This is a genomic window from Variovorax sp. GW821-FHT10D07 (assembly GCF_059415325.1).
Map to the genome: position 1 here is coordinate 826,833 of NZ_JBWKMZ010000001.1, position 22,291 is coordinate 849,123.

A 22,291-nucleotide genomic window follows, 5' to 3' on the forward strand; every position below is an offset into this window, starting at 1 on the left:
TAAAGAACGCATAAAGCACGATTTCTACAGTGAGCCCAGCCCGAACGCGCCCTGGCCCGTTCGGATTCCTTCCCTCCCCAGGAGCTCACTGCCATGCGAACCCTTTCCCGACTGCTCTGCACCCTGACCCTCGGCGCCACCGCCTTCGCGGCCCAGGCCGAAAGCTACGACGGCGTCCACCAGGGCGCCGGCCTGCTCGACCGCGACGCGGTCGCGGCGCAGGCCGTTGCCACGGCGCGCGCGCCCGACCAGAACGTGGTGCGCGGCTCGCGCGGCGCCGATCCGCTGGTCTCGACGCTGTCGCGGGAGTCGGTGCGCCAGGCGGCCGTCGCGGCGGCCCATGCGCCCGACCAGAACGTCAATGCCGGCTCGCGCGTGAACAGCGTGGTGGTGCCGACCATGTCGCGCGCCCAGGCCCTGGCAGCGCCCGACACCCGCCTGTGAACCGGTGCCGCCCATGGACGACGTCGACACCCCCTCGAGCCCCACGCGCCGCAGCCTGCTGATCGGCGGCGCCGCGGGCGTGGCGGCCGCCTCGCTGCCGATCGCCGGCCAGGCCGCGGACGATGCGGCCACCGCACCGGTCAGCGCACCGGTCGATGCCGCGGGCCTGACGCGCATCACGCTGCAGGTCAACGGGCAGCCCCGGCCGCTCGCCATCGATGCGCGCGTCTCGCTGCTCGACGCGCTGCGCGAGCACCTGCGGCTCACCGGCTCGAAGAAGGGCTGCGACCACGGCCAGTGCGGCGCCTGCACGGTGCTGGTGAACGGGCGGCGCATCAACAGCTGCCTCACGCTCGCCGTGATGCACGAGGGCGACGCGGTGACGACCATCGAAGGCCTGGGCGCGCCGCCGACGCTGCATGCGATGCAGGCCGCCTTCGTCAAGCACGACGGCTTCCAGTGCGGCTACTGCACGCCGGGCCAGATCTGCTCGGCCGTCGGCATGCTCGCGGAACTGCGCGGCGGCATGCCGAGCCACGTGACCGCCGACCTGGCGGGCCGCCCCTCGCTCAGCGACGAGGAGCTGCGCGAGCGCATGAGCGGCAACATCTGCCGCTGCGCGGCCTATCCGAACATCGTCGCGGCCATCCGCGACGTGGCGGGAGCCGCGGCATGAGGGCCTTCAGCTACGAGCGGCCGTCGAGCCCGGCCGAGGCGGCTGCCGCCGTGCAGCGCCATCCGGGCGCGAAGTTCATCGCGGGCGGCACCAACCTGCTCGACCTGATGAAGCTCGACGTGGAGCATCCGCCGCACCTGGTCGATGTGAACCGGCTCGGGCTCGACCGCATCGAGGCCACGGCCGAAGGCGGCCTGCGCATCGGCGCGCTGGTGCGCAACAGCGACCTCGCGGCCGACGCCCGCGTGCGGCGCGAGCACCCGCTGCTCGCGCGCGCCCTGCTCTCGGGCGCCAGCGCGCAGTTGCGCAACAAGGCCACCACGGCCGGCAACCTGCTGCAGCGCACGCGCTGCTTCTACTTCTACGACACCACCAAGCCCTGCAACAAGCGCGCGCCCGGCAGCGGCTGCGCGGCGCTCGGCGGCTTCAACCGCATCCACGCGATCCTGGGTGCGAGCGAGCATTGCATCGCGGTGCACCCCTCCGACATGGCGGTGGCGATGCGCGCGCTCGAGGCCCGCGTCGACACCGTCGCGGCCGACGGCCGCACGCGACGGATCCCGATCGCCGAGCTGCACCGGCTGCCCGGCGAGACGCCGCAGGTCGAGACCGTGCTCGCGCCCGACGAACTGATCACCGGCGTGGTGTTGCCGCCGCCCGTGGGCGGGCGGCAGCTCTACCGCAAGGTGCGCGACCGGGCCTCGTATGCCTTCGCGCTGGTCTCGGTGGCCGCGGTGGTCGTGCGCGAGGGCGGCACGGTGACGCAGGTTCGCCTCGCCTTCGGCGGCCTCGCGGCCAGGCCCTGGCGCAACGAGGCGGCGGAACGGCGGCTGGTGGGCACCGACGGCGGGCCCGCGGCCTGCCGCGCGGCCGCCGATGCACTGCTGGACGGCGCGCGCGGCCACGGCCACAACGATTTCAAGATCCCGCTGCTGCGCCGCACGCTCGAAGCAACGCTGGCGCAGGCGATGGACCGGACCTGAACCGAGGAGCACCGCCATGCAATTCACCACCGCCGCCGGGCCCGGCCCGCTCGACCGCGAGCGCATCGTCGGCCGGCCGCTCGATCGCATCGACGGCCCGGCCAAGGTCAGCGGACAGGCGCGCTACAGCTACGAGTACCACGAGGAGGTGGCGGGCGCGGCCTATGGCTGGATCGTGCTGGCCGGCATCGCCAAGGGCCGCATCGCGCGCATCGACACCCGCGAAGCGCGGCAGGCGCCGGGCGTGCTGCTGGTCTACACGCACGAGAACGTGCCGCGCCAGGTGCCGCGAGGGCGCGCCAACCTGGTCTCGCAGCTCTCGGGCCCCGAGGTGCAGCACCACGGGCAGGCCGTGGCCTTCGTCGTCGCCGAGACGCTGGAGCAGGCGCGCGCGGCCGCGTTCCTGGTCCGCATCGACTACGAGGCCGGCGCCGGCCGCTTCGACCTCGAGGCCGCGCAGGCTACGGCGGTGAAGCCCGGCGACGACCCCAGCGCCGGCAGCGAGAGCGCGGCCGACACGGCCGTCGGCGACTTCGAGGGCGCCTACGCCGCCGCGCCGGTGCAGGTCGACCAGCGTTACGACACGCCCGACCAGCATCCCGCGATGATGGAGCCCCAGGCCACCATCGCGCGCTGGGACGGCGATGCGCTGACGCTCTACACCTCGCACCAGATGGCCAACTGGGCCGCGAGCGACGTGGCGGCGATGGTCGAGCTGCCGGTCGAGAAGGTGCGCGTGATCGCGGCCTTCGTGGGAGGCGGCTTCGGCTCCAAGCTGCGCACCCATGCCGATGCCGTGCTCTCTGCCTTCGCGGCGCGCGAACTGCGGCGGCCCGTGAAGACGGCGCTGGCGCGCGAGCAGCTGCTCAATCACACGACGCGGCGCGCCGCAACCATCCAGCGCGTGCGCCTGGGCGCCACGCCGGACGGGCGGCTCACCGCGATCGGGCACGAGACCTGGACCAGCAACCTGCCGGGCCGCAGCTACTACGAGGGCGCGTCGCGCCAGACCCGGCTGCTCTATGCGGCGCCGAACCGCATGACGGCGCACCGGCTCGCCGCGCTCGACCTGCCCGAGGCCGCGGCGATGCGCGCGCCCGCCACCGCGAGCGGCCAGCTGGCCTTCGAGGTGGCGCTCGACGAGCTGGCCGAGAAGCTGGGCATGGACCCGGTACAGCTGCGCATCCTCAACGACAGCCCCTGCGATCCCGAGCGCGGCCCGAGCCGGCCCTACTCGGGCCGCAAGCTGGTCGAGTGCCTGCGCGAGGGCGCGAGCCGCTTCGGCTGGGCGCGCCGCGATCCCGTGCCGGGCCGGGTGCGCGACGGTCGCTGGCTGGTCGGCATGGGCGTGGCGAGCGCCATCCATCACCACTCGGTGCGCCCCTCGAGCGCGCGGCTGCGGCTCGATGCCCGCGGCCGGCTGAGCATCGAGACCTCGATGACCGACATCGGCACCGGCACCTACACCGTGCTGGCGCAGATCGCCGCGGAGATGACCGGCATCCCGATGGACCGCATCGGCGTGCGGCTCGGCGACACGGCCCTGCCGCCGGGCGCCGGATCGATCGCCTCGATCGGCGCCTCGAGCGCGGGCGCCGCGGTGCTCGACGGCTGCGAGCAGTTGCGCGCCGCCTTGCTGCAGCGCGCGGGCTTCGAGGCGGCGGGCGCGCGCTTCGAGGCCGGCCGCGTCGTGAGCGGGCGCCGTTCGCGCGAGCTCGGCGAACTCGCGGGCGCCGAGGGCCTGAGCGTGCTCGGCAGCGTCGAGCCCGGCGACCTGCACCGCCGCTATGCGCAGGCGGCGTTCGGCGCCCACTTCTGCGAGGTCGGCGTGGACATCGACACCGGCGAGACCCGCGTGCGCCGCATGCTCGGCGTGTTCGCGGCCGGGCGCATCCTCAACATGAAGACCGCGCGCAACCAGGCCATCGGCGGCATGGTGTTCGGCGTGGGGGCGGCGCTGACCGAGGAGGCCATCGTCGATGCGCGCCACGGCTACTTCGTCAACCACGACATGGCCGAGTACCTGGTGCCGGTGCATGCCGACATTCCCGCCATCGACGCGATCTACCTGCAGGATTCGGACGAACTCGCGAGCCCGATCAAGACCAAGGGCGTGGGCGAGCTCGGCACCTGCGGCTCGGGCGCGGCCGTGGCCAATGCGATCCACAACGCGACCGGCCTGCGCGTGCGCAACTACCCGATCACGCTCGACAAGCTGCTGCCGGGGCTGCCGATGCGTGCTTGAATGCCGCATCGTCGCTCTCCCGCGCCCGGCCATGTCCTTCCTCCTCGAACCTCGGCGTCGCTTCTGGCCGACCGTGCTCGTGCTGGCCGGCCTGGCACTGGGCGGCTGCGCGAGCCTGCCGGCCGACGACGGGCCGCGCAGCGTCACGACCTCGCTGCCGGCCGAGGGCGCACCCACGCCGCTCGATCGCATCGCCGCTGCCTCGATGGCCGATGCGCCCGCGAATGCCAGCGGCTTCCGCCTGATGCTGGGCCTGGCCAGCATGGACACGCGGCTGGCCCTGCTGCGCGGCGCGCGGCGCTCGCTCGACCTGCAGTACTACCACCTGCACGACGACGCCACCGGCCGGCTGGTGCTGCGCGAACTGCGCGACGCGGCCCGGCGCGGCGTGCGGGTGCGGCTGCTGGTCGACGATCTCTACACCGAGGACATCGCGGCGCTGCTCGACGGCCTGGGTGCGTATCCGAATGCCGAGGTGCGCATCTTCAATCCCTTCCCCACGCGCGGCGGCCTCGCGACCCGCTTCGGGATGGCGCTGTTCGACTTCGATCGCGTGAACCGGCGCATGCACAACAAGCTGTTCGTGGCCGACGGCGTGCTGGCCGTGGCGGGCGGGCGCAACCTCGGCGACGTGTATTTCATGCGCGATGCCGACTCGAACTTCTTCGACTACGACGTGCTGGTCGCGGGCGCCGCGGTGCCGCAGATGGCGAGCCTGTTCGACGAATACTGGAACGCGCCGCAGGTGCGCACCGCGGCCTCGGTGCTGCGGCCCGCCGATGCGCCCGAACAACTGCGAAGCGCCTTCGATGCGCGCGTGGACGGCCCCGACACGCCCGAGCCGGTGCCGTTTCGCACGGTCGACCCGCTGGGGCGCGTGACGCTCGGCGACGAGCTGCAGGCGGGCCGCGTGCGGCTCGCGTTCGGCACCGCGCAGGCCTTTGCCGATGCGCCCGCCAAGGCCTGGGGCCGCTCGGAAACGCGGCGGCTCGCGAGCGGCGCGCTGATCGACACCAGCCGCCGCCTGCTCGGCGAGGCCGCGCAGCAGGCACGCAGCGAGATCCTCACCGCGTCGCCCTACTTCGTGCCCGGCGCGGCGGCACTCGAGGGCATGCGCCGCAACGCGGCGCGCGGCATCCGCCAGACCCTGATCACGAACTCGCTGGCCGCCACCGACGAGCCCGTGGTCCACACCGGCTACCGCCGCTACCGCGCCGCGCTGCTGCGCAACGGGATGCAGATCCACGAGATCCATCCGAAAGCCGGCCGCGCCCTGTTCGTGGGCCGCATCGGCGAAGGCGCGCAGGTGCGGCTGCACACCAAGGCCATGGTCGTCGACCGCCGGCGGCTGTTCCTCGGCTCGGTCAACATGGACCCGCGCTCCGATGCGCTGAACACCGAGTTCGGGCTGCTGATCGACTGCCCCGCGCTGGCCGAGGAGGCGCACGGCTTCTTCGATCAGCTGATGACGCACTCGGCGTACCAGCTGCGGCTCGCGCGCGACGGCGGCGACGCGCTCGAATGGTGGCGCATCGACGGGCCCGCGCCGGTGCGGGTGACGGACAGCGAACCCGGTGCCGATGCCTGGATGCGGCTCAAGCTGCAGTGGCAGTCGCTGGTGATTCCCGAGTCGATGCTGTAGGGGCCGCGTTATGTGTAGCGGCGCTCGAGGGCATCCCATTCGGGCTTGCCCACCAGCCGCTGGCGCTCGGCGAACGGAGCGACCAGCGCGGGATCTTCCTCGAGCCGCCTCGCATCGCGCAGCACCGTGAGCGCCTTCTGCATGCCGACCACGGCGCCCTGCAGCGCGGCGTTCGCGTACAGCACGAGGCCATAGCCCATGCCGCCGAGGTCCTCGGCGCCGAAGACGGGCGTCTTGCCCCCGATCACCATGTTCATGAGCTGCGGCCGGTCGAGGCGCTGCGGCAAGGCGCGGATCTGCTCGGCGCTGGTGACCGCCTCGACGAACAGGATGTCGGCGCCGGCCTCGGCGAACTGCTGCGCGCGCTCGATCGCGGCTTCGAAGCCCAGCACCGCACAGGCGTCGGTGCGCGCCAGGATCAGCAGGTCGGGGTCCTGCCGCGCATCGACGGCCGCCTTGATCTTGCTCACGGCCTCCTCCGTCGAGATGACCGCCTTGCCCTCGAAGTGGCCGCAGCGCTTGGGCGCGATCTGGTCCTCGAGCTGGATGCAGTCGGCGCCCGCGCGCTCGAGGGTGCGCACCGCATGGCGCACGTTGAGCGCGTTGCCGAAGCCGGTGTCGGCATCGACGATCAGCGGCACCGACACCGCATCGCGGATGCGCGCCGTGTGGTCGGCCATCTCGGCCAGGCCCACGAAGCCCTGGTCCGGCAGGCCGAACCACATGTTGGTGACGCCGGCGCCGGTGATGTAGATCGCCTCGAAGCCCAGGTCCTCGACGACGCGGGCCGACAGGGCATTGAAGGCGCCCGGAACGATGATGCCGCGGCGGGCCTGCGCCAGGGCGCGCAGTTGTTGTTTGGTATTCATGGATCGGCTGGAAGGAAAAGGAAGGAGAACCCGCGCTGCGCTCACTTCTCCTGCATCCGGGCCGCCTTGACGATCTCGCCCAGGCGCTTGCGCTCGGCATCGGTGAACTTCACGAACTCCTGGCGCGTGCCGCCCACGGGCTCGATGCCCAGGCCCTGGAGCTTGGCCACGGTGGCGGGATCGCGCATGGCCTTGTCGACGGCCGCGGCGAGCTTGTCCAGGATGTCGTTGGGCGTGCCGCGCGGCGCATGCAGGCCGGCCCAGTGCGCGATCTGCAGCTCGGGGAAGCCCTGTTCGACGGCCGTGAGCAGTTGCGGGTAGGCCGAGATGCGCTGGGTCCAGGTGGTGGCCAGCGGCTTGAACTTGCCCTCGCCCCGGATGTGCGGCAGCGCGATGATGCTGGCCTCGGAGGTGCCCTCGACCTGCCCGCCCAGCACGGCCGTCGTGCTCTCCGAGCCGCTCTTGTACGGCACGGCCTGCAGCTTCGCGCCGTACTTCACGTTGAGCATCTCGGCCACGAAGTGCGGCGTGCTGCCGGTGCCCGCGGTCGCGAAGTTGAAGCCCGCGCCCTTCTTCGAGGCCTCGACGAAGTCGCGCAGGTTGTCGTACGGGGCCGACTTGGGCACCACGATCACCGAGGGCGCCAGGCCGATCATGACCACGGGCACCAGGTCCTCGTCCTTGAACGGCAAGGACTTCTTGATCATGCTGTTGGAGATCACGCCCGCGGCGCTGATCAGGAAGGTGTAGCCGTCGGGCGCGCTGCGCGCCACCAGGTCGGCGCCGAGCGAGCCGCCCGCGCCGGGACGGTTGTCGATGATGACCGGCTGGCCCAGCACCTTGGCCGCCCCTTCGGCCGCCGAACGCGCCAGCAGGTCGTTGGCGCCGCCCGCCGCGAACGGCACGACGAAGCGGATGGACTTGGCGGGCCAGGCCTGGGCCTGCGCGGCCAGCGGCAAGGCACAGGCCAGCGCGGCGGCGGTCGTGCAGGCGATGGTGGAAAGGCGATGGAAGTGCACGGAGGTCTCCTGGTTTTTCAGCTTGGAACCGGGGTTTGCGCAAGCGCTGTGCCATCGGCCCGAGGGGCGCACCCCTCGTTGCCAAGTCATTGATTCGAAAGGAATTCGCGCTGCCTCGGCGGGCGCTCGTCCGGGTCTGGATTTCAATCGGATTTCATGAATGAGACAATGAAATCCATTGAAATGAATACATTGCCCGCCGCCCCGAGCCCTCACTCCCCCACCACACAGCGGCCGCTGCACATCGTGGCCGTGGCCCGCCACCGCCTGGGCCGCGTGCTGGCGCGGCTGATACCGGAGGTGGCCGGGCAGGCGCAGGTCGAGCTGGTCGGGCAGGCCTTCGACGATGCCGTGGCGGCCGTGCGCGCGCTGCATGCCCGGCGCCCCGTCGACGCGGTGGTGGCCGCGGGCGCCAGCGGCGAATGGCTGCGCCGGCACCTGGACATTCCGGTGGCCATCGTGGAGGTGCGCGGCTTCGACCTGATGCGCGCATTGGCCGCGGCGCGCGCCCTCTCGCCGCGCGTGGGCCTGGTGTCGTTCGACGGTCCGTCGGAGCACCTGGCGCAGCTCGATGCCCTGTTCGGCATGGGCATCGCGCAGTTCAGCTACCGCGGCCCGGAGGACGCGCCGGCCTGCGTGGAGGCCCTGCGCGCCGCCGGCATCGAGGCCGTGGTGTCGCCCGGGCTGGTGGCCGACCTGGCCGAGCAGGCCGGCATCGCCAGCGTGCTGATGTACTCCGAGGACGCGGTGCGCCAGGCGCTGCAGGACGCTCTCCACCTGGCGCGCCACGGCCATGCCGAGCGCGCGCGCCACGAGCGGCTCGGCACCATCCTCGGCCAGTTGCAGGACGGCGTGGTCGCGGTCGACCTGCGCCAGCGCATCGAGGCGCTGAACCCGGCCATGGCGCAGCTGCTCGGTGCTTCCGTGGCGGAACTGGTCGGCCGCGTGCTGAGCGAGGTCGAGCCCGTGCTGGACCTCGGCGCCACCTTGCGCCTGGGCGAAGCCCCGGTCGAGGAGGTGCTGCAGATCGGCATGCGCACGCTGGTCGTGCGGCGCGCGCCCATCGTCGAGAGCGGCGAGGTCACCGGCGCGCTGCTGGTGTGCCGCGACCCGGCCGTGATCCAGCGCGCCGACCGCCACCTGCGCGCCAACCAGCGGCAACGCGGCGCACCCACGCGCTACCGGATCGAGGCCTTCGCGGGCGACAGCGCCGCGGCACGGCGCGTGCGCGAGCTGGCGCGGCAGTGCGCGGCCAGCGACGCCACCGTGCTCATCGTCGGCGAGAGCGGCACCGGCAAGGAACTGGTGGCCCAGGGCATCCACAGCGCGAGCCGGCGCGCCACCCAGCCCTTCCTGGCCGTGAACTGCGCGGCGCTGGGAGAGAGCCTGCTCGAAAGCGAGCTGTTCGGCCACGAGGAAGGCGCCTTCACCGGCGCGCGGCGCGGCGGCAAGACCGGCCTGATCGAAGCCGCCCACACGGGCACCCTGTTCCTCGACGAGATCGGGGACATGCCCCTGGCGCTGCAGACCCGGTTGCTGCGCGTGCTGCAGGAGCGGGAGGTGCTGCGCGTGGGCGCCACCGCGGCGGTGCCGGTCGACCTGCGCGTGATCGCGGCCACCCATGCCGACCTGGCGGCCCAGGTGGAGCGTGGCCTGTTTCGGCGCGATCTGTACTACCGGCTCGCGGTGCTGCGCATCGAGACGCCACCGCTGCGCGAGCGCGGCGCCGATATCGCGCCCCTGGCCGCCGGCCTGATGGCGCGCCGCGCGCCCGCGGCGGGGGTGCCCGCGGACCAGGCGTCGGCCTGGCTCGCCGCCCTGCTGGAACTGGCCGCGGGCTACGGCTGGCCCGGCAATGTGCGCGAACTGGAGAATCTCGTCGAGCGCCTGCTGGCCTGCCACGGCTATCTGGCGCCCGAAGGCCGGCTGGACCGCGCCCGGCTGCTCGAGGTGTTCGCCGAATGCACGCAGGCGCGCCCGGCGCCCGCGCGCAATCGGCTGCTCAAGGGCGCGCGCACGGCCGCGGAGCGGCAACGGGTGCGCGAGGTGCTGCAGTCGGTCCAGGGCGACCAGGACCAGGCCTGCGCCATTCTCGGCATCAGCCGCTCGACGCTGTGGCGGCGGTTGCGCGACGAGGGGCCGAAGGCCTAGGCGGCCTTCCTCGAGCGGGGCCGCACGGCCGTTGTCCGATAATCGCGTTGCCGCGCAACTGGCGAACGGATGGAGCACCATCAGGGAACGCGGCCATCGTCACGCCGATCGCCTGGGCATGTCTGTCGTCTTTTCAGGAGTTCCGACGATGAGTGTCCGCATGCCCGCGCCGCACCGGCGCATCCTTTCCCGTCCACGGCTTTCGCCCCTCCGCTCCGGAGGTGCGCGATGACCGCCCCCGCGCCCTGCATCCTGCTCGACGGCAAATCGGTCGCCGCCGCGAACGAGGAGGCACTGCGCAGCGGGTCTTCGCATTGAAGGCGAGGAACGGCGAACGCACCCCCATCCTCGCGACCCTCCTGGTCGGCGACGATCCCTCGTCCGCGACCTACGTGCGGATGAAAGGCAATGCCTGCCGCCGCGTCGGCATGGACTCGCGCGTCGTGACACTCGATGCGCGCGCGACCACGGCGGACGTGCTGCGCGAGATCGATGCGCTGAACGCCGACGAACAGGTGCACGGCATCCTGCTGCAGCATCCGGTGCCCGCGCAGGTGGACGAGCGGCAGTGCTTCGACCGCATCGCGATCCGCAAGGACGTGGACGGCGTCACCAGCCACGGCTTCGGCCGGATGGCATTAGGCCAGCCGGCCTTCGGCTCGGCGACGCCCGCGGGCATCATGCGGCTGCTCGCGCACTACGGCATCGACGTCGCCGGCAAGCGCGCGGTGGTGGTCGGCCGCAGCCCGATCCTCGGCAAGCCGCTGGCGATGATGCTGCTGAACGCCGATGCGACGGTGACCGTGTGCCACTCGAAGACCGCGAACCTCGCCGACGAGGTGCGGCGCGCCGAGGTGATCGTCGGCGCCGTCGGCCGGCCGCGCTTCATCCGCGGCGACTGGATCCGCGACGGCGCCATCGTCATCGATGCCGGCTACCACGAGGGTGGCGTCGGCGACATCGAGACCGAGGGACTGTTCGCGCGCTGCGCGGCGCTCACGCCGGTGCCGGGCGGCGTGGGGCCGATGACGATCTCGACGCTGATCTCGCAGACGCTGGAGGCGGCGGAGCGTGCTTCCTAGCCGTGTCGCTCGGCGCGCTCGTCTTGCGCGCCCCGAATGATCTGGTGCAGCGTTCGCAGCAGCACCTCCGGCTGCACAGGCTTGAACATCACGACCAGCCCGCTGGCATAGGCCGCGCGCACCCGCTCGGGATCGGTATCGCCCGTGACCAGGATCGTGGGCACGCGGCGGCCGGCGAGCCGGCGCAGTTCCGCGGTCGCCTCGATGCCGTCCTGCGGATCGGCGAGCCGGAAGTCGATGAGGAAGGCGTCGAAGCCGTCGGGTGTGGCGCGCACCTGCGCGCTGGCATCGGCGAGCCGGCAGGTGATTTCGATGCGCTCGCAGTAGGGCGCGAGCCACATGCGCACCGCCTCGCCCACCGGCTGCTCGTCGTCGAGCAGCAGCACGCGTGGCGGCACCAGCGGCAGTTCGGTGGTGTCGGCCTGCGCGGTATCGGGCATGGCCGCGGGCACGATGGGCAAGGCGGTGGGCACGGGCGGGCGGCGCGGCAGGTCGACCCAGAACACGCTGCCGTGGCCGAGCCGCGAGCGCACGCCGATCTCGCCGCCGAGCAGGTCCACCAGCCGCTTGACGATCGCCAGCCCGATGCCCAGGCCGCGCGCGACGTCGCGCTGCGGGTTGTCGACCTGGTAGAACTCGTCGAACACATGCGGCAGGTGCTCGGGCGCGATGCCCAGGCCGGTGTCCCACACGGCCAGCCGCAGGCGGTCGCCGCGCGGCCGCGCGCTCACGAGGATGCCGCCCTGGCGCGTGTACTTGAGCGCGTTGTCGACGAAGTTGGTCAGCACGCGCAACAGCAGGTCACCATCTGTCTGCAGCCATTCGGGCGCGGTGTGGAAGCGCAGCGCGAGGCCGGCCTGCTGGGTGCGCGGCTCGAAGATCTGCGACAGCCGCAGGAACAGCGGGTCCACCGCCATCCGTACCGGCTGCGGCACCACCGTGCCGGCATCGATCTTCGAGATGTCGAGCATCGCGTTGAGCAGGCCGCTCACCGCATCGGTGGCCTGCACCACGCGGCCGGCCACGGGGGCCAGCGGATGGTCGGCCAGGTCGCGTTCGAGCGAGCGCGAGAACAGCGCCAGCGCATGCACCGGCTGGCGCAGGTCGTGGCTGGCCGAGGCGAAGAAGCGACTGCGCTCGCGGTTGAGCCGCTGCAGCTCGAAGGACTGGCGCAGCAGCTGCTCGCTCAACAGCTCCTTGTCGATCTGGTCGGACAGGCTGCGCCGGATCAGCTGGTGCTGCGACAGCGCATAGCGCGCCATCGAGCCGCCGAACAGCAGGCCGACCACGCAGGTGAACCAGCCATCGGTGCCGCCCATCCAGGCGAAGCGCGTGACCACGCCCAGCGTGAGCGGAATCGTGACCACGGGCACCATCGCGCGCCAGGTGGCGATCACCGGCACCGAGCCCATCAGCACCGCGAACATGCCCAGCAGCAGAATCAGGATGCGCATCGGCGACTCGGTGCCCGGCGGCATCAGCGCCCAGGGCGCCAGGGTCCACATCGACATGTAGGCACCCAGCGGCAGCATGAAGCGCCACGCGCCATCGGGCTGGCGCAGCGTGAACTCGGGCTCGGGATAGAGGCGCGCGTTCCAGCGCATGAACACCAGCCGCAGGCACAGCAGCGTGCAGATCACGACGCCCCATGCCAGCGCGCCGAAGCCGCGCGTCATCCCGAAGAACACGCCGGCCATCGCGATCGCCGAGGCCAGTGCCGTCAGCACCGTGGGCGGCCCCATCACGAACATGCGGCGCAGCAGGCGTTCGCGGACCAGTTGGGCGTGGGAATCGGCGGGCCCGGGCACGGGGCCCGACGGGGTGGAGGTGGCGCCCGGCGTACGCATGGGCGGCAGTGTAAGGGCCGTTCCAGCGCGTCCGGCCGCTGGAAACGCGGTGCTAGACTGCCTCTTCCCGCTCCAAGACCTTGGCGGGCCGAATCCCGACGCGGAGCAGACGGCCTCGCCGAAATGCACGACAAGCCAGGGTTGCGTTTCACCACCGCGACAGCGCTCGAACGAGCGCGACGAAGGACCTCCATGAACGCGATCAAGGAAGCACGCCGGCTCATCACGGCCGACCCGAACAGCGAGGAGTCCCTGACCCTGGCACGGCTGGTCCTGGCGCTGGAATCGGATGTCGATTTCTCCCTGGCCAGCCTCTATGCGCTGAAGCTCAAGAGCTTCGATCTGGCCCTCGACATCCTCAAGGAGTGGCGGCTCGACCGCTACTACGTGCAGAAGGGCAAGCTGCTCGACGTGTCGTACCAGGCGCACGTGCGGGCATCGCACTGAGCGGGGGCGCCGCGGCGGCGAAGCGGCGGGTATTGCAACATCGGTGCATTCGTTGCGCTGTTCGATCGCAGCCTCGGCACCACCCCCACGCAGTACCTGCACGGCGCGTGAAGCAGCACATGGCATCGACGCGGCCATACTCGCGGCATATGGAAATGTGACGCCAAAAGGTATTTCCGAATATGAGAGGGCATGCCTACGATGCCCGCATGACAAGAAGAGACAAGCCGCAGGAGCCCCCTGCACCTCGGCGGACCGCGAAGCGCCGCACGGCCCTGCTGCTCGCGGCGGGCCTGTTGTTCGGCACGGCCTGCATCGCCGCGCCGCAGGTCTCTACCATCATCGTGCCCGCGCCGCCCGGCGGCCCCATCGACCGCGTCGCGCGGCTGCTCGCCCCCGAACTCGCGGCCGCGCTCGGCCATCCCGTGCTGGTCGACAACCGCCTGGGCGCCGCCGGCAAGATCGGCGTGCAGGCGGCCCTGCGCGCACCGCGCGACGGCCGCACGCTGATCGCGGTCTCGCCCTCCATCGCCTCGGTCAACCCGGTGCTCGACAAGGCGCCCGGCTATGACCCGCTGAACGACTTCGATGCGCTGGGCATCGTGGCCGCCAATGCCGGCGTGGTGGCTGTGCGCGCCGACCTGCCGGTGGCCGACATGGCCGAGCTGGTGCGGTATGCGAAGGCGCATCCGGGCGAGTTGACCTACGGCTCCTTCGGCATCGGCACCAGCCTGCACCTGCAGAGCGAGGAGCTGCTGCGCACGCTCGGCATCGACGCGCGGCACATCCCCTACAAGGGCGAGGCCCAGGCGATGAATGCGCTGGCGGGCGGCGAAGTGGACCTGATGCTCTACGCCACCGCGCCCATCGTCCCGCTCGTGCAGAGCGGGCGCGTGCGCGCGCTGGCGGCCACGTCCTCGCAACGCTGGGCGATGCTGCCCGAGGTACCGAGCTACGCCGAAACGGGCGTGCCGGCCTTGCGCAGCTACCAGTACCACTCCTGGGTCGGCCTGGTGCTGCCCACCGGCACGCCGGCGGCGGCGCGGCGCGAAGTCCTGCAGGCCTGGCAGCGCGCGCTGGCCAGCCCGAAGCTGCGCCAGTCCCTGATCGCGCAGGGCTTCGATCCCGCCTCGGGCGATCCCGCGGAAATGCAGCGCACCATCGCCGCCGAGATCGCGCGCCACCGCGCGCTGCTTGCGAGCGGCCGCATCAAGCTCGATTGAGCGGCCCGGCCTTCGCGAGATCCATGACGGAGAGGCGCGCGATGGGTTCGATCAGCCGATCACGGCTTGCGCGCCTTCGGCGCCTTCTTCGCCGGCGCGACCTCCAGCCCCGTGATGCCGTTGAGGAACAGCTGCGTCGCGATCGGCGCCATCTGGTCGTAGGAGAAGCGGCCCCCGGGCTTGAACCAGGTGAACATCCAGTTGAGCATGCCGAACAGGAACATGGTCAGCAGCCTGTGCAGCTGCGAGGCGTGCAGGTCGGGGCGCGTGGCGGCGATGGCGTCGGCGAACACCCGCACCACCGTGCGCTCCTTGTCGAGCACGCGCGCCTGCGCTTCGGGCGCGAGGAAGCGCACGTCCTCGGTGAGCACGCGGTGCTCGTGCTGCGCCTCGGCGTACTCGGCCATGAAGGCCTCGATCAGCTCGGGCAGCCGCTCGTCGGGCGCGAGCTGCAGCGCTTCCACGCCCGTGACGATGTCGACCAGGCGCGACACATGGCCGTCGGCGATGTGAAGCAGCACCTCGGCCTTGTCCTTGAAGTGGTGGTAGAGGCCGGGCTTGGACAGGTGGCTGGCCTCGGCGATCTCGTTCATCGACGTCGCCGCATAGCCCTTGCGGGCGAACAGCTCGGCGGCGGCCCTGGCGATCAGGCTGCGCTGGTCGTTGGGGCGGGAGGAAGCGGTGTCAACGGTCATGGGTGGCAATGAAGGGCTGCGCGCGAGGCCACGCGGTCCGCGATCTTAGGGGTTAGTCCCGAGTCCTTGCCGCTTGCCCGTGTCCGCGCTGCTGCGTTAGCCTTGCGCGGCTTCCAAACCGACCGGTCGGTTGGTTTTCTGATCGATCCACATCGACCTGACGACGAAGCCCATCGAGCGAGATCCGCCGGCCATCCGGCAACCATCAAAATATCGGAGACAACCATGCGCGACGAGAAGTGTGTGAACCGTGCCCTGCTGTCGGCGGGCCTGCTGATGGCCGCCGGCCTGGCCCTGCAAGGCTGCGGGGGTGGCGGCGGCGGAGGCGGCGGCTTCCTCCCGATTCCGGCGCCCGCGCCCGCACCGGCCGCGCCGCCGCCCGCGGGTCCGGCGGGCCCCAGCGTCGAGCAGCTCAAGAGCACCTGCAACGGCCTCAAGGGGCAGGTGCTGGCGGGCGTCACGGTCACGCAGACCGCGCGCTTCGAAGCCAAGACGGCGGTCAACGCCTCGGGCTTCTGCCAGGTGCTGGGCACGCGCGCCCCCTTCCTCGACATCGAGATCGACGTGCCCGACAACTGGACCGGCCGCTACTGGCAACAAGGTGGCGGTGGCTTCGACGGACGCATCGCCTCGGCGGTGACCAAGGACGGCGGCGGCGCGGTGACGGCGGTCGATCCCACGCTCGCGCTGAAGGGCGCGGTGTATGCGGCCTCGAACGGCGGCAACCGCGCGAGCGTGCCCGCGCAGGCCGCGCCCGGCGTCTGGGCCAGCGGCACGGCCGAGGGCCAGCAATCGGCGACCGACTATGCCTATGCCGCGGTGGGCACCACGGTGCGCTTCGGCAAGGCCGTCGCGCAGGCCTTCTTCGGCAAGGCGCCGACGCACAGCTACTTCAACGGCTGCTCCAACGGCGGACGCAATGCCTACATCGCCGCGCAGCGTTGGCCGCAGGAGTTCGACGGCATCGTCGCGGGCTGCGAGACCATGGACATGGCGGGCCAGACCGGCGCCTGGCTGCGCGCGGCCTCGCTGACCGGCACGCCCGCGGCGCTGAGCCCCGCGCAGACCGGCGCGGCCTATGCGGCCGCACTGTCGGCCTGCGATGCGCTCGACGGTGCCAGCGACGGCCTGATCGGCAATCCGCAGGCCTGCAGCTTCGATCCGGCCGTGCTGCAGTGTGGCGTGGCGGGCGCGAGCAGCGATCCGGCCCTCTGCCTGAGCGCCGCGCAGGTGGGCACGCTCCAGTCCTTCCTGTCGCCGCTCAAGCTCTCGAACGGCTCGACCGTGCTCTCGGGCTATTCGTGGGGCAACGGCCTCGGGCTCGGCTGGGGCGGACTCGGCGGCGGCTTCGCGCTGCTCGCGAGCGGCGACCCCGCCTGGCTCACGCCGGCCAAGCAGGCCGGCTTCCAGCTCGAGACCGACTACTACATGCTCGGCGCGGGCCTGGCGCGCATCGGTGCCGACCACGACAAGGCCGCCATCGCCAGCTACGTGGCCTCGGGCCGCAAGCTGATCTCGTGGCACGCCGGCAGCGACGCGCTGCTGTCGCCGAACGACCACTACCGCAACTGGACCACCATGACCGGCATCGCGAAGTCGCTGGGGCTCGCCGATCCGAACAGCGCCACGCGCTTCTTCATCGTTCCCGGCGGCGGGCATGGCGCGGGCGGCAGCCTGCAGGAAGTGGACTGGGCCTCGGCCATCATGGGCTGGGTGGAGAACGACGACGCACCCACGCAGCTGACCTACAGCTTCACCAGCGGCGGCACGGCCCGCAGCATGCCCGCCTGCCAGTACCCCAAGTACCCGAAGTACAAGGGCTCGGGCGACGTGAACGTGGCGGCGAGCTACAGCTGCAGCTGAGGGCCGCGGCATCGCGCGGGCACCGCGTGCACGCGCGGTGTTCTCGTACCATCGATGCATGAGCATCGAAGCGAAAGCCGCCTCCCCCTCCCTCGTCGACATCGGCGTCAACTTCCATTCGGGCCAGTTGGCGTCGATCACCGCGCCGCTGCTGGCGCGTGCCAAGGCCGCGGGCGTGGCGCAGATCCTGGCCACGGGCACCTCGCTCGCCTCGAGCCTGCGCGCGCTCGAGCTGGCGCGGGCGCATCGGGGCGTGGTCTTCGCGACCGCGGGCGTGCATCCGCATGACGCGAAGTCCTTCGACGCCGCCACCTTCGAGCAGCTGGCCGAACTGTGGCGCTGCCCCGAGGTCGTGGCGGTCGGCGAATGCGGCCTCGACTACAACCGCAACTTCTCGACGCCCGAGGCGCAGCGCGCGGCCTTCGACCGGCAGCTCTCGATGGCCGCGCAGACCGGCAAGCCGCTGTTCCTGCACTGCCGCGATGCCTTCGCCGATTTCCACGACATGCTCGCGCCCGTGGTGGCCGATGGCGCGCACGGCGTGGTGCACTGCTTCACCGGCGATCGCGCCGAAGCCGAGGCCTTTCTCGCGATGGGCCTCGACATCGGCATCACGGGCTGGGTGACGGACCTGCAGCGCGGCCAGGCCTTGCGCGCGGCCATCCCCGCCATTCCGCTGGACCGGCTGCACCTCGAGACCGATGCGCCCTACCTGATGCCGAAGAACGCGGGCCTGCGCGGCAAGCCGAACGAACCGGCGTACCTGCCTTGGGTTGCCGCGGGCGTGGCCGAACTGCTCGAACGCGATGTCGCCGAGGTCATCGCGGCCTGCAGCGCCAACAGCCGGCGGCTGTTCGGACTCCCACCCGTCGAGGTCGCCGCATGAGCACGTCGAGAAAGATCACGATCGAGGTCGATGCCGAGCTGCGCGTGTCGGGCCTGATCGACGCGGCCGACGATGCACGCTTCGCCCTCGTGCTCGCGCATGGCGCGGGCGCGGGCATGACGCACGCGTTCATGGAGGCCGTGGCGCAGGGCCTCGCCGAACGCCGCATCGCCTGCCTGCGCTACCAGTTCCCGTACATGGAACGCGGTTCGAAGCGGCCCGATGCGCCGCCGCTCGCGCATGCCACGGTGCGCGCGGCCGTGGCCAGCGCTGCCACGCATTTCCAGGGACTGCCCCTGTTCGCGGGCGGCAAGTCCTTCGGCGGGCGCATGACCTCGCAGGCCCAGGCGCTGGGCCTGCTGCCCGAGGTGACCGGGCTGGTCTTCCTCGGTTTCCCGCTGCACGCGGCCGGCAAGCCCTCGATCGATCGCGCGGCGCACCTGCACGAGGTCGACGTGCCGATGCTGTTCGTGCACGGCGCGCAGGACAAGCTCGCGGAACCGCCCTGCTTCGCGCAGGTTGTCGATTCGCTCGGTGACTGGGCGAGCGTCGACGAATACGCGGCGGCCGACCATGGCTTTCACGTGCCGAAGAAATCGGGGCTGACCGACGCGCAGGTGATCGAGCAGATGCTCGATGCGGTGGCGGTGTGGATGCAGGCCTGGCTGCTGCCCTGAGCCCGGCTCAGCGCAGCGCGCGGCAGAAGCGGTCGATGCGCCGGCAGGCCATGTCGAGCGATGCGTCGTCGAGCGCATAGGCGATGCGAAAGTACGGCGCCAGTCCGAAGGCCGCGCCGTGGACCACGCCCACATCCGCCTCGTCGAGCAGCGCGAGCGCAAGGTCCTCGTCGCTGGCCAGCACGGTACCGGCCGCGGTCGTCCGGCCGATCAGTGCCTCGCACGAGACGAAGGCATAGAAGGCGCCCGATGGCCTGTCGCAGCGCAAGCCTGGCGTGGCGTTCAGCGACGCGACCAGCAGATCGCGGCGCCGCTCGAAGGCGGCGCGCGAACGCGCGATGAAGTCCTGCGGCCCGTTCAGCGCCGCGAGCGCCGCATGCTGCGAGATCGAACTGGCACCCGAGGTCTGCTGGCCCTGCAGCTTCTCCATGGCATCGAGCAGCCAGCGCGGGCCGGTGCCGAAGCCGATGCGCCATCCGGTCATGGCATAGGCCTTCGACACGCCGTTCATCGTCAGCGTGCGCGCGGCGAGGCGGGGTTCGGCCTGGGCCAGCGTGTGGAAGGCCAGCCCGTCGAAGACCAGGTGCTCGTAGATGTCGTCGGCCAGCACCAGCACCTGGGGATGGCGCAGCAGCACCTCGGCGAGCGCGCGCAGCTGTGCGAGCGTGTACACGGCGCCGGTCGGATTGCTCGGCGAGTTGAGGATCAGCCACCGGGTGCGCGGCGTGATCGCGGCCTCCAGCGCTTCGGGCCCGAGCTTGAAGCCGGACTCGCCACCGCAAGGCACCACGATCGGCCTGGCGCCGCACAGCTGCACGATCTCGGGGTAGCTGACCCAGTAAGGCGCCGGCACGATCACCTCGTCGCCGAGGTTCAAGGTCGCCGCGAGTGCATTGAAGATCACCTGCTTGCCGCCCGAGCAGACGATCGTGTCCTGCCAGCCCACGTCCAGGCCGTTCTCGCGCCGGAACTTGGCCGCGACGGCCTCGCGCAGCGCGCGCAGGCCCGCGACCTGCGTGTAGCGCGTATGGCCCTCGCGGATGGCCGCCACGGCCGCGTCGCCGATGTGCGCGGGCGTGTCGAAGTCGGGCTCGCCGGCCGACAGCGAGACGATGCTGGCACCGCCCGCGCGTCGCGCCGCCACCCGGTCCATCATCCGGTAGGTCGCGGAGGGCTGCGCGGCCGCGAGGTGCACGTTCAATCGCGCGGCCGATGCCACCGCGGCGTCGTTGCTCATGGCGCCTTCCGCTGCAGCGTGTGGTAGCCCATCGCCGCGCGCGCCTCGCCGAGCGTCTTGCCTTGCTCGATCCAGGCGCGGATCTGCGACTCGGCGGTCTCGATCCTGCGTGCGAGTTCCGCGACCTCGCGGGCCCGCGCGCGCGGCACCACCAGCACGCCGTTCGCATCCGCCACCACGATGTCGCGCGCGACCACGCGGGCCTGGCCGATGGACACGGGGACGTTCACACCCTCGACCTGCACGCGGTCCTTGCCGGTGCGCATGAAGCGCCCGCGCGTGAACAACGGGTAGCCGTCGTTCAATGCCTTCGACACGTCGCGGCAGACGCCGTCGATCACGGTGGCGGCGATCCTTCGCCGGCCCGCGTACTGGGTCATGATGTCGCCCCAGACCGTGCAGTCGGTGCGTCCGCCGTTGTCGATGACGAGCACGTCGCCCTCGGCCACGTCGTCGATGAAGTCGCCGACCGAGCCCGCGGGCGTGCTGGCCGGAACGTACTTCACCGTGAAGGCGGGCCCCACGGTCACGCCGGCGTAGTCGGCCAGCGGCACGAGGCCGAAGCAGTGGCCCGGCAGGCCGAGCTTGTCCATGGCGTCCGAAACGCCGGGGGTGTCGAGGCCTTCGAACAGGGCCACGAGGTCCTTGTCTTCTTGTTGCATGGGAATGGCTTTCGCTGGGAGTGTGGTGAGGGATTTCAGAGGCCGTGCGCCGACAGGGTCCGGTCGAGCCAGCCCTGTTCGACGCGCCCGGTGGCGATCTCCGCCTTGATCGCGTCCTCGGTCCGGGCGGTCTGCGCGACGGCCGCGAGCAGGCGCTCCCCGTCCGCGGGATCGAAGCAGACCACGCCGTCCTCGTCGCCGACCACCACGTCGCCTGGATGCACCACCTGCCCGCCGACGCAGACGTCGCGGTTCATGGAGCCGGGGCCGAACTTGTAGGGCCCGCGATGCGTGCTGCTGCGTGCGTGGCACGGGAAGTCGGCCTCGAAAAAGGCGCGCGTGTCGCGGATTGCGCCGTCGATCACGAAGCCCGCGCAGCCGCGCTGCATGGCGTAGAGCATGATCAGTTCGCCGACCAGCGCGTTGTGGGGATCGCCCGCGCCATCGATCACGAACACATGGCCAGGCTCGATGTCCTTGAGCGCGCGATAGATCAGCAGGTTGTCGCCGGGCCGCGCCTTGATCGTGAAGGCGGTGCCGACCAGCTTGCGCGCGCGGTGGAAGCGCTGCAGGCCGACGATGCCCGACAGGCGCCGCAGGTTGTCGCTGAGGTGCGGCGTGACGATGTCACGCAGCGCGGCGGTCAGCGTCTCGGGCGCCAGTTTCGGGATGGGCCCGATGTCGAAGTTGGAAAGGCTCATGGTGTGCTCGCTGGGGTGTCGTGGTCTATCGCGCGGCCGCGTAGCTTTCCATCGGCAGGTCGTTGGGGTCCTGCCAGAGCTTCTGCAGCGCGGCGGGCGGCGCCATGTTCAGCCGTACGTTGCGCGGCGGAATGGGTTCGGCGTACCACTTGTTCCACAGCGTCTTCATCTCGCCCGAACGCATCATGTCGCGCAGGGTCCGGTCGGCCAGCGCCTTGAGCGGCGCGTCGTCCTTGCTCAGCATGATCGCCAGCGGCTCGGTGTTGAGCACCTCGCCCACCACGGCGAAGTCGGCCGGATTCCTCGCATTGGCGATCGACGCATTGAGCAGGCCCGCGTCGATCACCCAGGCGTCGGCCTTGCCCGATTCGAGGATCAGGAAGCTCTCGGCGTGGTCCTTGCCGAGGATCTCGTTGAACTTCAGGCCGGTGGCGCGGCTGTTGCGGCGCACATGCTGGACCGAGGTCGTGCCCGTGGTGGCCACCACGGTCCTGCCTTCGAGGTCCTTGATCGAGCGGATGCCCGAGCTGGCGCGCACCGCCATGCGCACCTCCTCGATGTAGGTGGTGAGCGTGAAGGCGACGTCCTGCTGGCGGGCCTGGTTGTTGGTGGTGGAGCCGCACTCGAGGTCGACCGCGCCGTTCTTCACCAGCGGCACGCGGTTCTGCGAGGTCACGACCTGGTAGCGGACCTCGAGCTTCTGCAGGTTCAGCCGTGTCTTGATCGCGGCGACGATCCGTTGGCAGATGTCGACCTGGAAGCCCACGGCCTGGTCGCTGCCCAGCACATAGGACATCGGCAGCGAGCTGTCGCGCACGCCGAGCGTGACCACGCCCGTGCTGCGGATGCGCTCGAGGGTCTGGGCCGGCGCTTCGGCGGCGCTGCCCAGCGCGAGCGCGGCCGCCAGGAGGATTGCGATTTTTCTCATGGAGTACCTCGGAG

General features: G+C 71.4%; 20 protein-coding genes and 1 riboswitch. Of the genes, 12 read left to right on the forward strand and 8 right to left on the reverse strand.

Annotated features, from left to right (window positions below; genetic code table 11):
* Positions 1-93 precede the first annotated feature (93 nt).
* The 5 genes from AC07PU_RS03855 to AC07PU_RS03875 are packed head-to-tail and all read left to right on the forward strand — an operon-like array spanning position 94 to position 5,990.
* Entirely contained in the window at positions 94-444 is a 351-nt protein-coding gene (locus AC07PU_RS03855) for a DUF4148 domain-containing protein (protein ID WP_495315368.1), read from the forward strand.
* A gap of 13 nt (positions 445-457) precedes the next feature.
* Positions 458-1,120: an aldehyde dehydrogenase iron-sulfur subunit PaoA gene (gene paoA, locus AC07PU_RS03860; RefSeq protein WP_495315370.1), complete on the forward strand. Its 663-nt coding sequence runs from the start codon at positions 458-460 to the stop codon at positions 1,118-1,120.
* The gene (locus AC07PU_RS03865; protein WP_495315372.1) at positions 1,117-2,103 is read left to right on the forward strand and encodes an FAD binding domain-containing protein; all 987 of its coding nucleotides are present in this window, start codon (positions 1,117-1,119) and stop codon (positions 2,101-2,103) included. Before paoA ends, AC07PU_RS03865 begins: the two co-directional genes overlap by 4 nt.
* A gap of 16 nt (positions 2,104-2,119) precedes the next feature.
* A complete protein-coding gene (locus AC07PU_RS03870; protein WP_495315374.1) occupies positions 2,120-4,348 on the forward strand; it encodes a molybdopterin cofactor-binding domain-containing protein in 2,229 nt (742 codons plus the stop codon).
* 31 nt (positions 4,349-4,379) lie between these two features.
* On the forward strand, positions 4,380-5,990 hold the full coding sequence (locus tag AC07PU_RS03875) for a phospholipase D-like domain-containing protein (RefSeq protein WP_495315376.1): 1,611 nt from the start codon (positions 4,380-4,382) through the stop codon (positions 5,988-5,990).
* Between the two features lie 8 nt (positions 5,991-5,998).
* Here AC07PU_RS03875 and AC07PU_RS03880 read toward each other — a convergent pair whose 3' ends face one another.
* The gene (locus AC07PU_RS03880; protein WP_495315378.1) at positions 5,999-6,859 is read right to left on the reverse strand and encodes an isocitrate lyase/PEP mutase family protein; all 861 of its coding nucleotides are present in this window, start codon (positions 6,857-6,859) and stop codon (positions 5,999-6,001) included.
* Between the two features lie 41 nt (positions 6,860-6,900).
* Positions 6,901-7,854: a tripartite tricarboxylate transporter substrate binding protein gene (locus tag AC07PU_RS03885; protein ID WP_495315814.1), complete on the reverse strand. Its 954-nt coding sequence runs from the start codon at positions 7,852-7,854 to the stop codon at positions 6,901-6,903.
* Positions 7,855-8,034: 180 nt separating this feature from the next.
* Between AC07PU_RS03885 and prpR the strand changes: the two genes are divergently transcribed.
* Both prpR and AC07PU_RS03895 read left to right on the forward strand, forming a co-directional pair.
* On the forward strand, positions 8,035-10,029 hold the full coding sequence (prpR, locus tag AC07PU_RS03890) for a propionate catabolism operon regulatory protein PrpR (protein ID WP_495315380.1): 1,995 nt from the start codon (positions 8,035-8,037) through the stop codon (positions 10,027-10,029).
* 44 nt (positions 10,030-10,073) lie between these two features.
* Positions 10,074-10,154, forward strand: a riboswitch (ZMP/ZTP riboswitch).
* Between the two features lie 189 nt (positions 10,155-10,343).
* On the forward strand, positions 10,344-11,111 hold the full coding sequence (locus AC07PU_RS03895; protein WP_495315382.1) for a tetrahydrofolate dehydrogenase/cyclohydrolase catalytic domain-containing protein: 768 nt from the start codon (positions 10,344-10,346) through the stop codon (positions 11,109-11,111).
* Here AC07PU_RS03895 and AC07PU_RS03900 read toward each other — a convergent pair.
* Positions 11,108-12,958, reverse strand: a complete 1,851-nt coding sequence (locus tag AC07PU_RS03900) for an ATP-binding response regulator (protein WP_495315384.1) — start codon at positions 12,956-12,958, stop codon at positions 11,108-11,110. The genes AC07PU_RS03895 and AC07PU_RS03900 overlap by 4 nt on opposite strands.
* Before the next feature lie 192 nt (positions 12,959-13,150).
* On the opposite strand from AC07PU_RS03900, the gene AC07PU_RS03905 reads away from it, so the two are divergent.
* Together AC07PU_RS03905 and AC07PU_RS03910 are read left to right on the forward strand one after the other, a co-directional pair.
* Entirely contained in the window at positions 13,151-13,405 is a 255-nt protein-coding gene (locus tag AC07PU_RS03905) for a hypothetical protein (protein WP_495315386.1), read from the forward strand.
* Positions 13,406-13,614: 209 nt separating this feature from the next.
* Positions 13,615-14,628 (forward strand): tripartite tricarboxylate transporter substrate binding protein, encoded by a 1,014-nt coding sequence (locus tag AC07PU_RS03910; protein ID WP_495315388.1) that lies wholly within the window; start codon positions 13,615-13,617, stop codon positions 14,626-14,628.
* A 59-nt stretch (positions 14,629-14,687) separates the two neighbouring features.
* On the opposite strand, the gene AC07PU_RS03915 is transcribed toward AC07PU_RS03910, so the two are convergent.
* The gene (locus tag AC07PU_RS03915) at positions 14,688-15,323 is read right to left on the reverse strand and encodes a TetR/AcrR family transcriptional regulator (protein ID WP_495315390.1); all 636 of its coding nucleotides are present in this window, start codon (positions 15,321-15,323) and stop codon (positions 14,688-14,690) included.
* A 225-nt stretch (positions 15,324-15,548) separates the two neighbouring features.
* Between AC07PU_RS03915 and AC07PU_RS03920 the strand changes: the two genes are divergently transcribed.
* The 3 genes from AC07PU_RS03920 to AC07PU_RS03930 are packed head-to-tail and all read left to right on the forward strand — an operon-like array spanning position 15,549 to position 18,749.
* The gene (locus tag AC07PU_RS03920) at positions 15,549-17,186 is read left to right on the forward strand and encodes a tannase/feruloyl esterase family alpha/beta hydrolase (protein ID WP_495315392.1); all 1,638 of its coding nucleotides are present in this window, start codon (positions 15,549-15,551) and stop codon (positions 17,184-17,186) included.
* Between the two features lie 58 nt (positions 17,187-17,244).
* Positions 17,245-18,072, forward strand: coding sequence for a TatD family hydrolase (locus tag AC07PU_RS03925; RefSeq protein ID WP_495315394.1), 828 nt, complete (start codon positions 17,245-17,247; stop codon positions 18,070-18,072).
* Complete coding sequence (locus AC07PU_RS03930; RefSeq protein WP_495315396.1) at positions 18,069-18,749, forward strand: alpha/beta hydrolase family protein; 681 nt, start codon at positions 18,069-18,071, stop codon at positions 18,747-18,749. Before AC07PU_RS03925 ends, AC07PU_RS03930 begins: the two co-directional genes overlap by 4 nt.
* Before the next feature lie 7 nt (positions 18,750-18,756).
* Here the strand turns inward: AC07PU_RS03930 and AC07PU_RS03935 are convergent, their stop codons facing one another.
* From AC07PU_RS03935 to AC07PU_RS03950, 4 genes are read right to left on the reverse strand one after another with little or no spacing between them, the layout of a single operon-like run.
* Entirely contained in the window at positions 18,757-19,986 is a 1,230-nt protein-coding gene (locus AC07PU_RS03935; protein ID WP_495315398.1) for a pyridoxal phosphate-dependent aminotransferase, read from the reverse strand.
* Positions 19,983-20,648: an RraA family protein gene (locus AC07PU_RS03940; RefSeq protein ID WP_495315400.1), complete on the reverse strand. Its 666-nt coding sequence runs from the start codon at positions 20,646-20,648 to the stop codon at positions 19,983-19,985. Before AC07PU_RS03940 ends, AC07PU_RS03935 begins: the two co-directional genes overlap by 4 nt.
* A 35-nt stretch (positions 20,649-20,683) precedes the next feature.
* Positions 20,684-21,349, reverse strand: coding sequence for an RraA family protein (locus AC07PU_RS03945; RefSeq protein WP_495315402.1), 666 nt, complete (start codon positions 21,347-21,349; stop codon positions 20,684-20,686).
* 25 nt (positions 21,350-21,374) lie between these two features.
* Entirely contained in the window at positions 21,375-22,277 is a 903-nt protein-coding gene (locus tag AC07PU_RS03950) for an amino acid ABC transporter substrate-binding protein (RefSeq protein ID WP_495315404.1), read from the reverse strand.
* Positions 22,278-22,291: the final 14 nt, after the last annotated feature.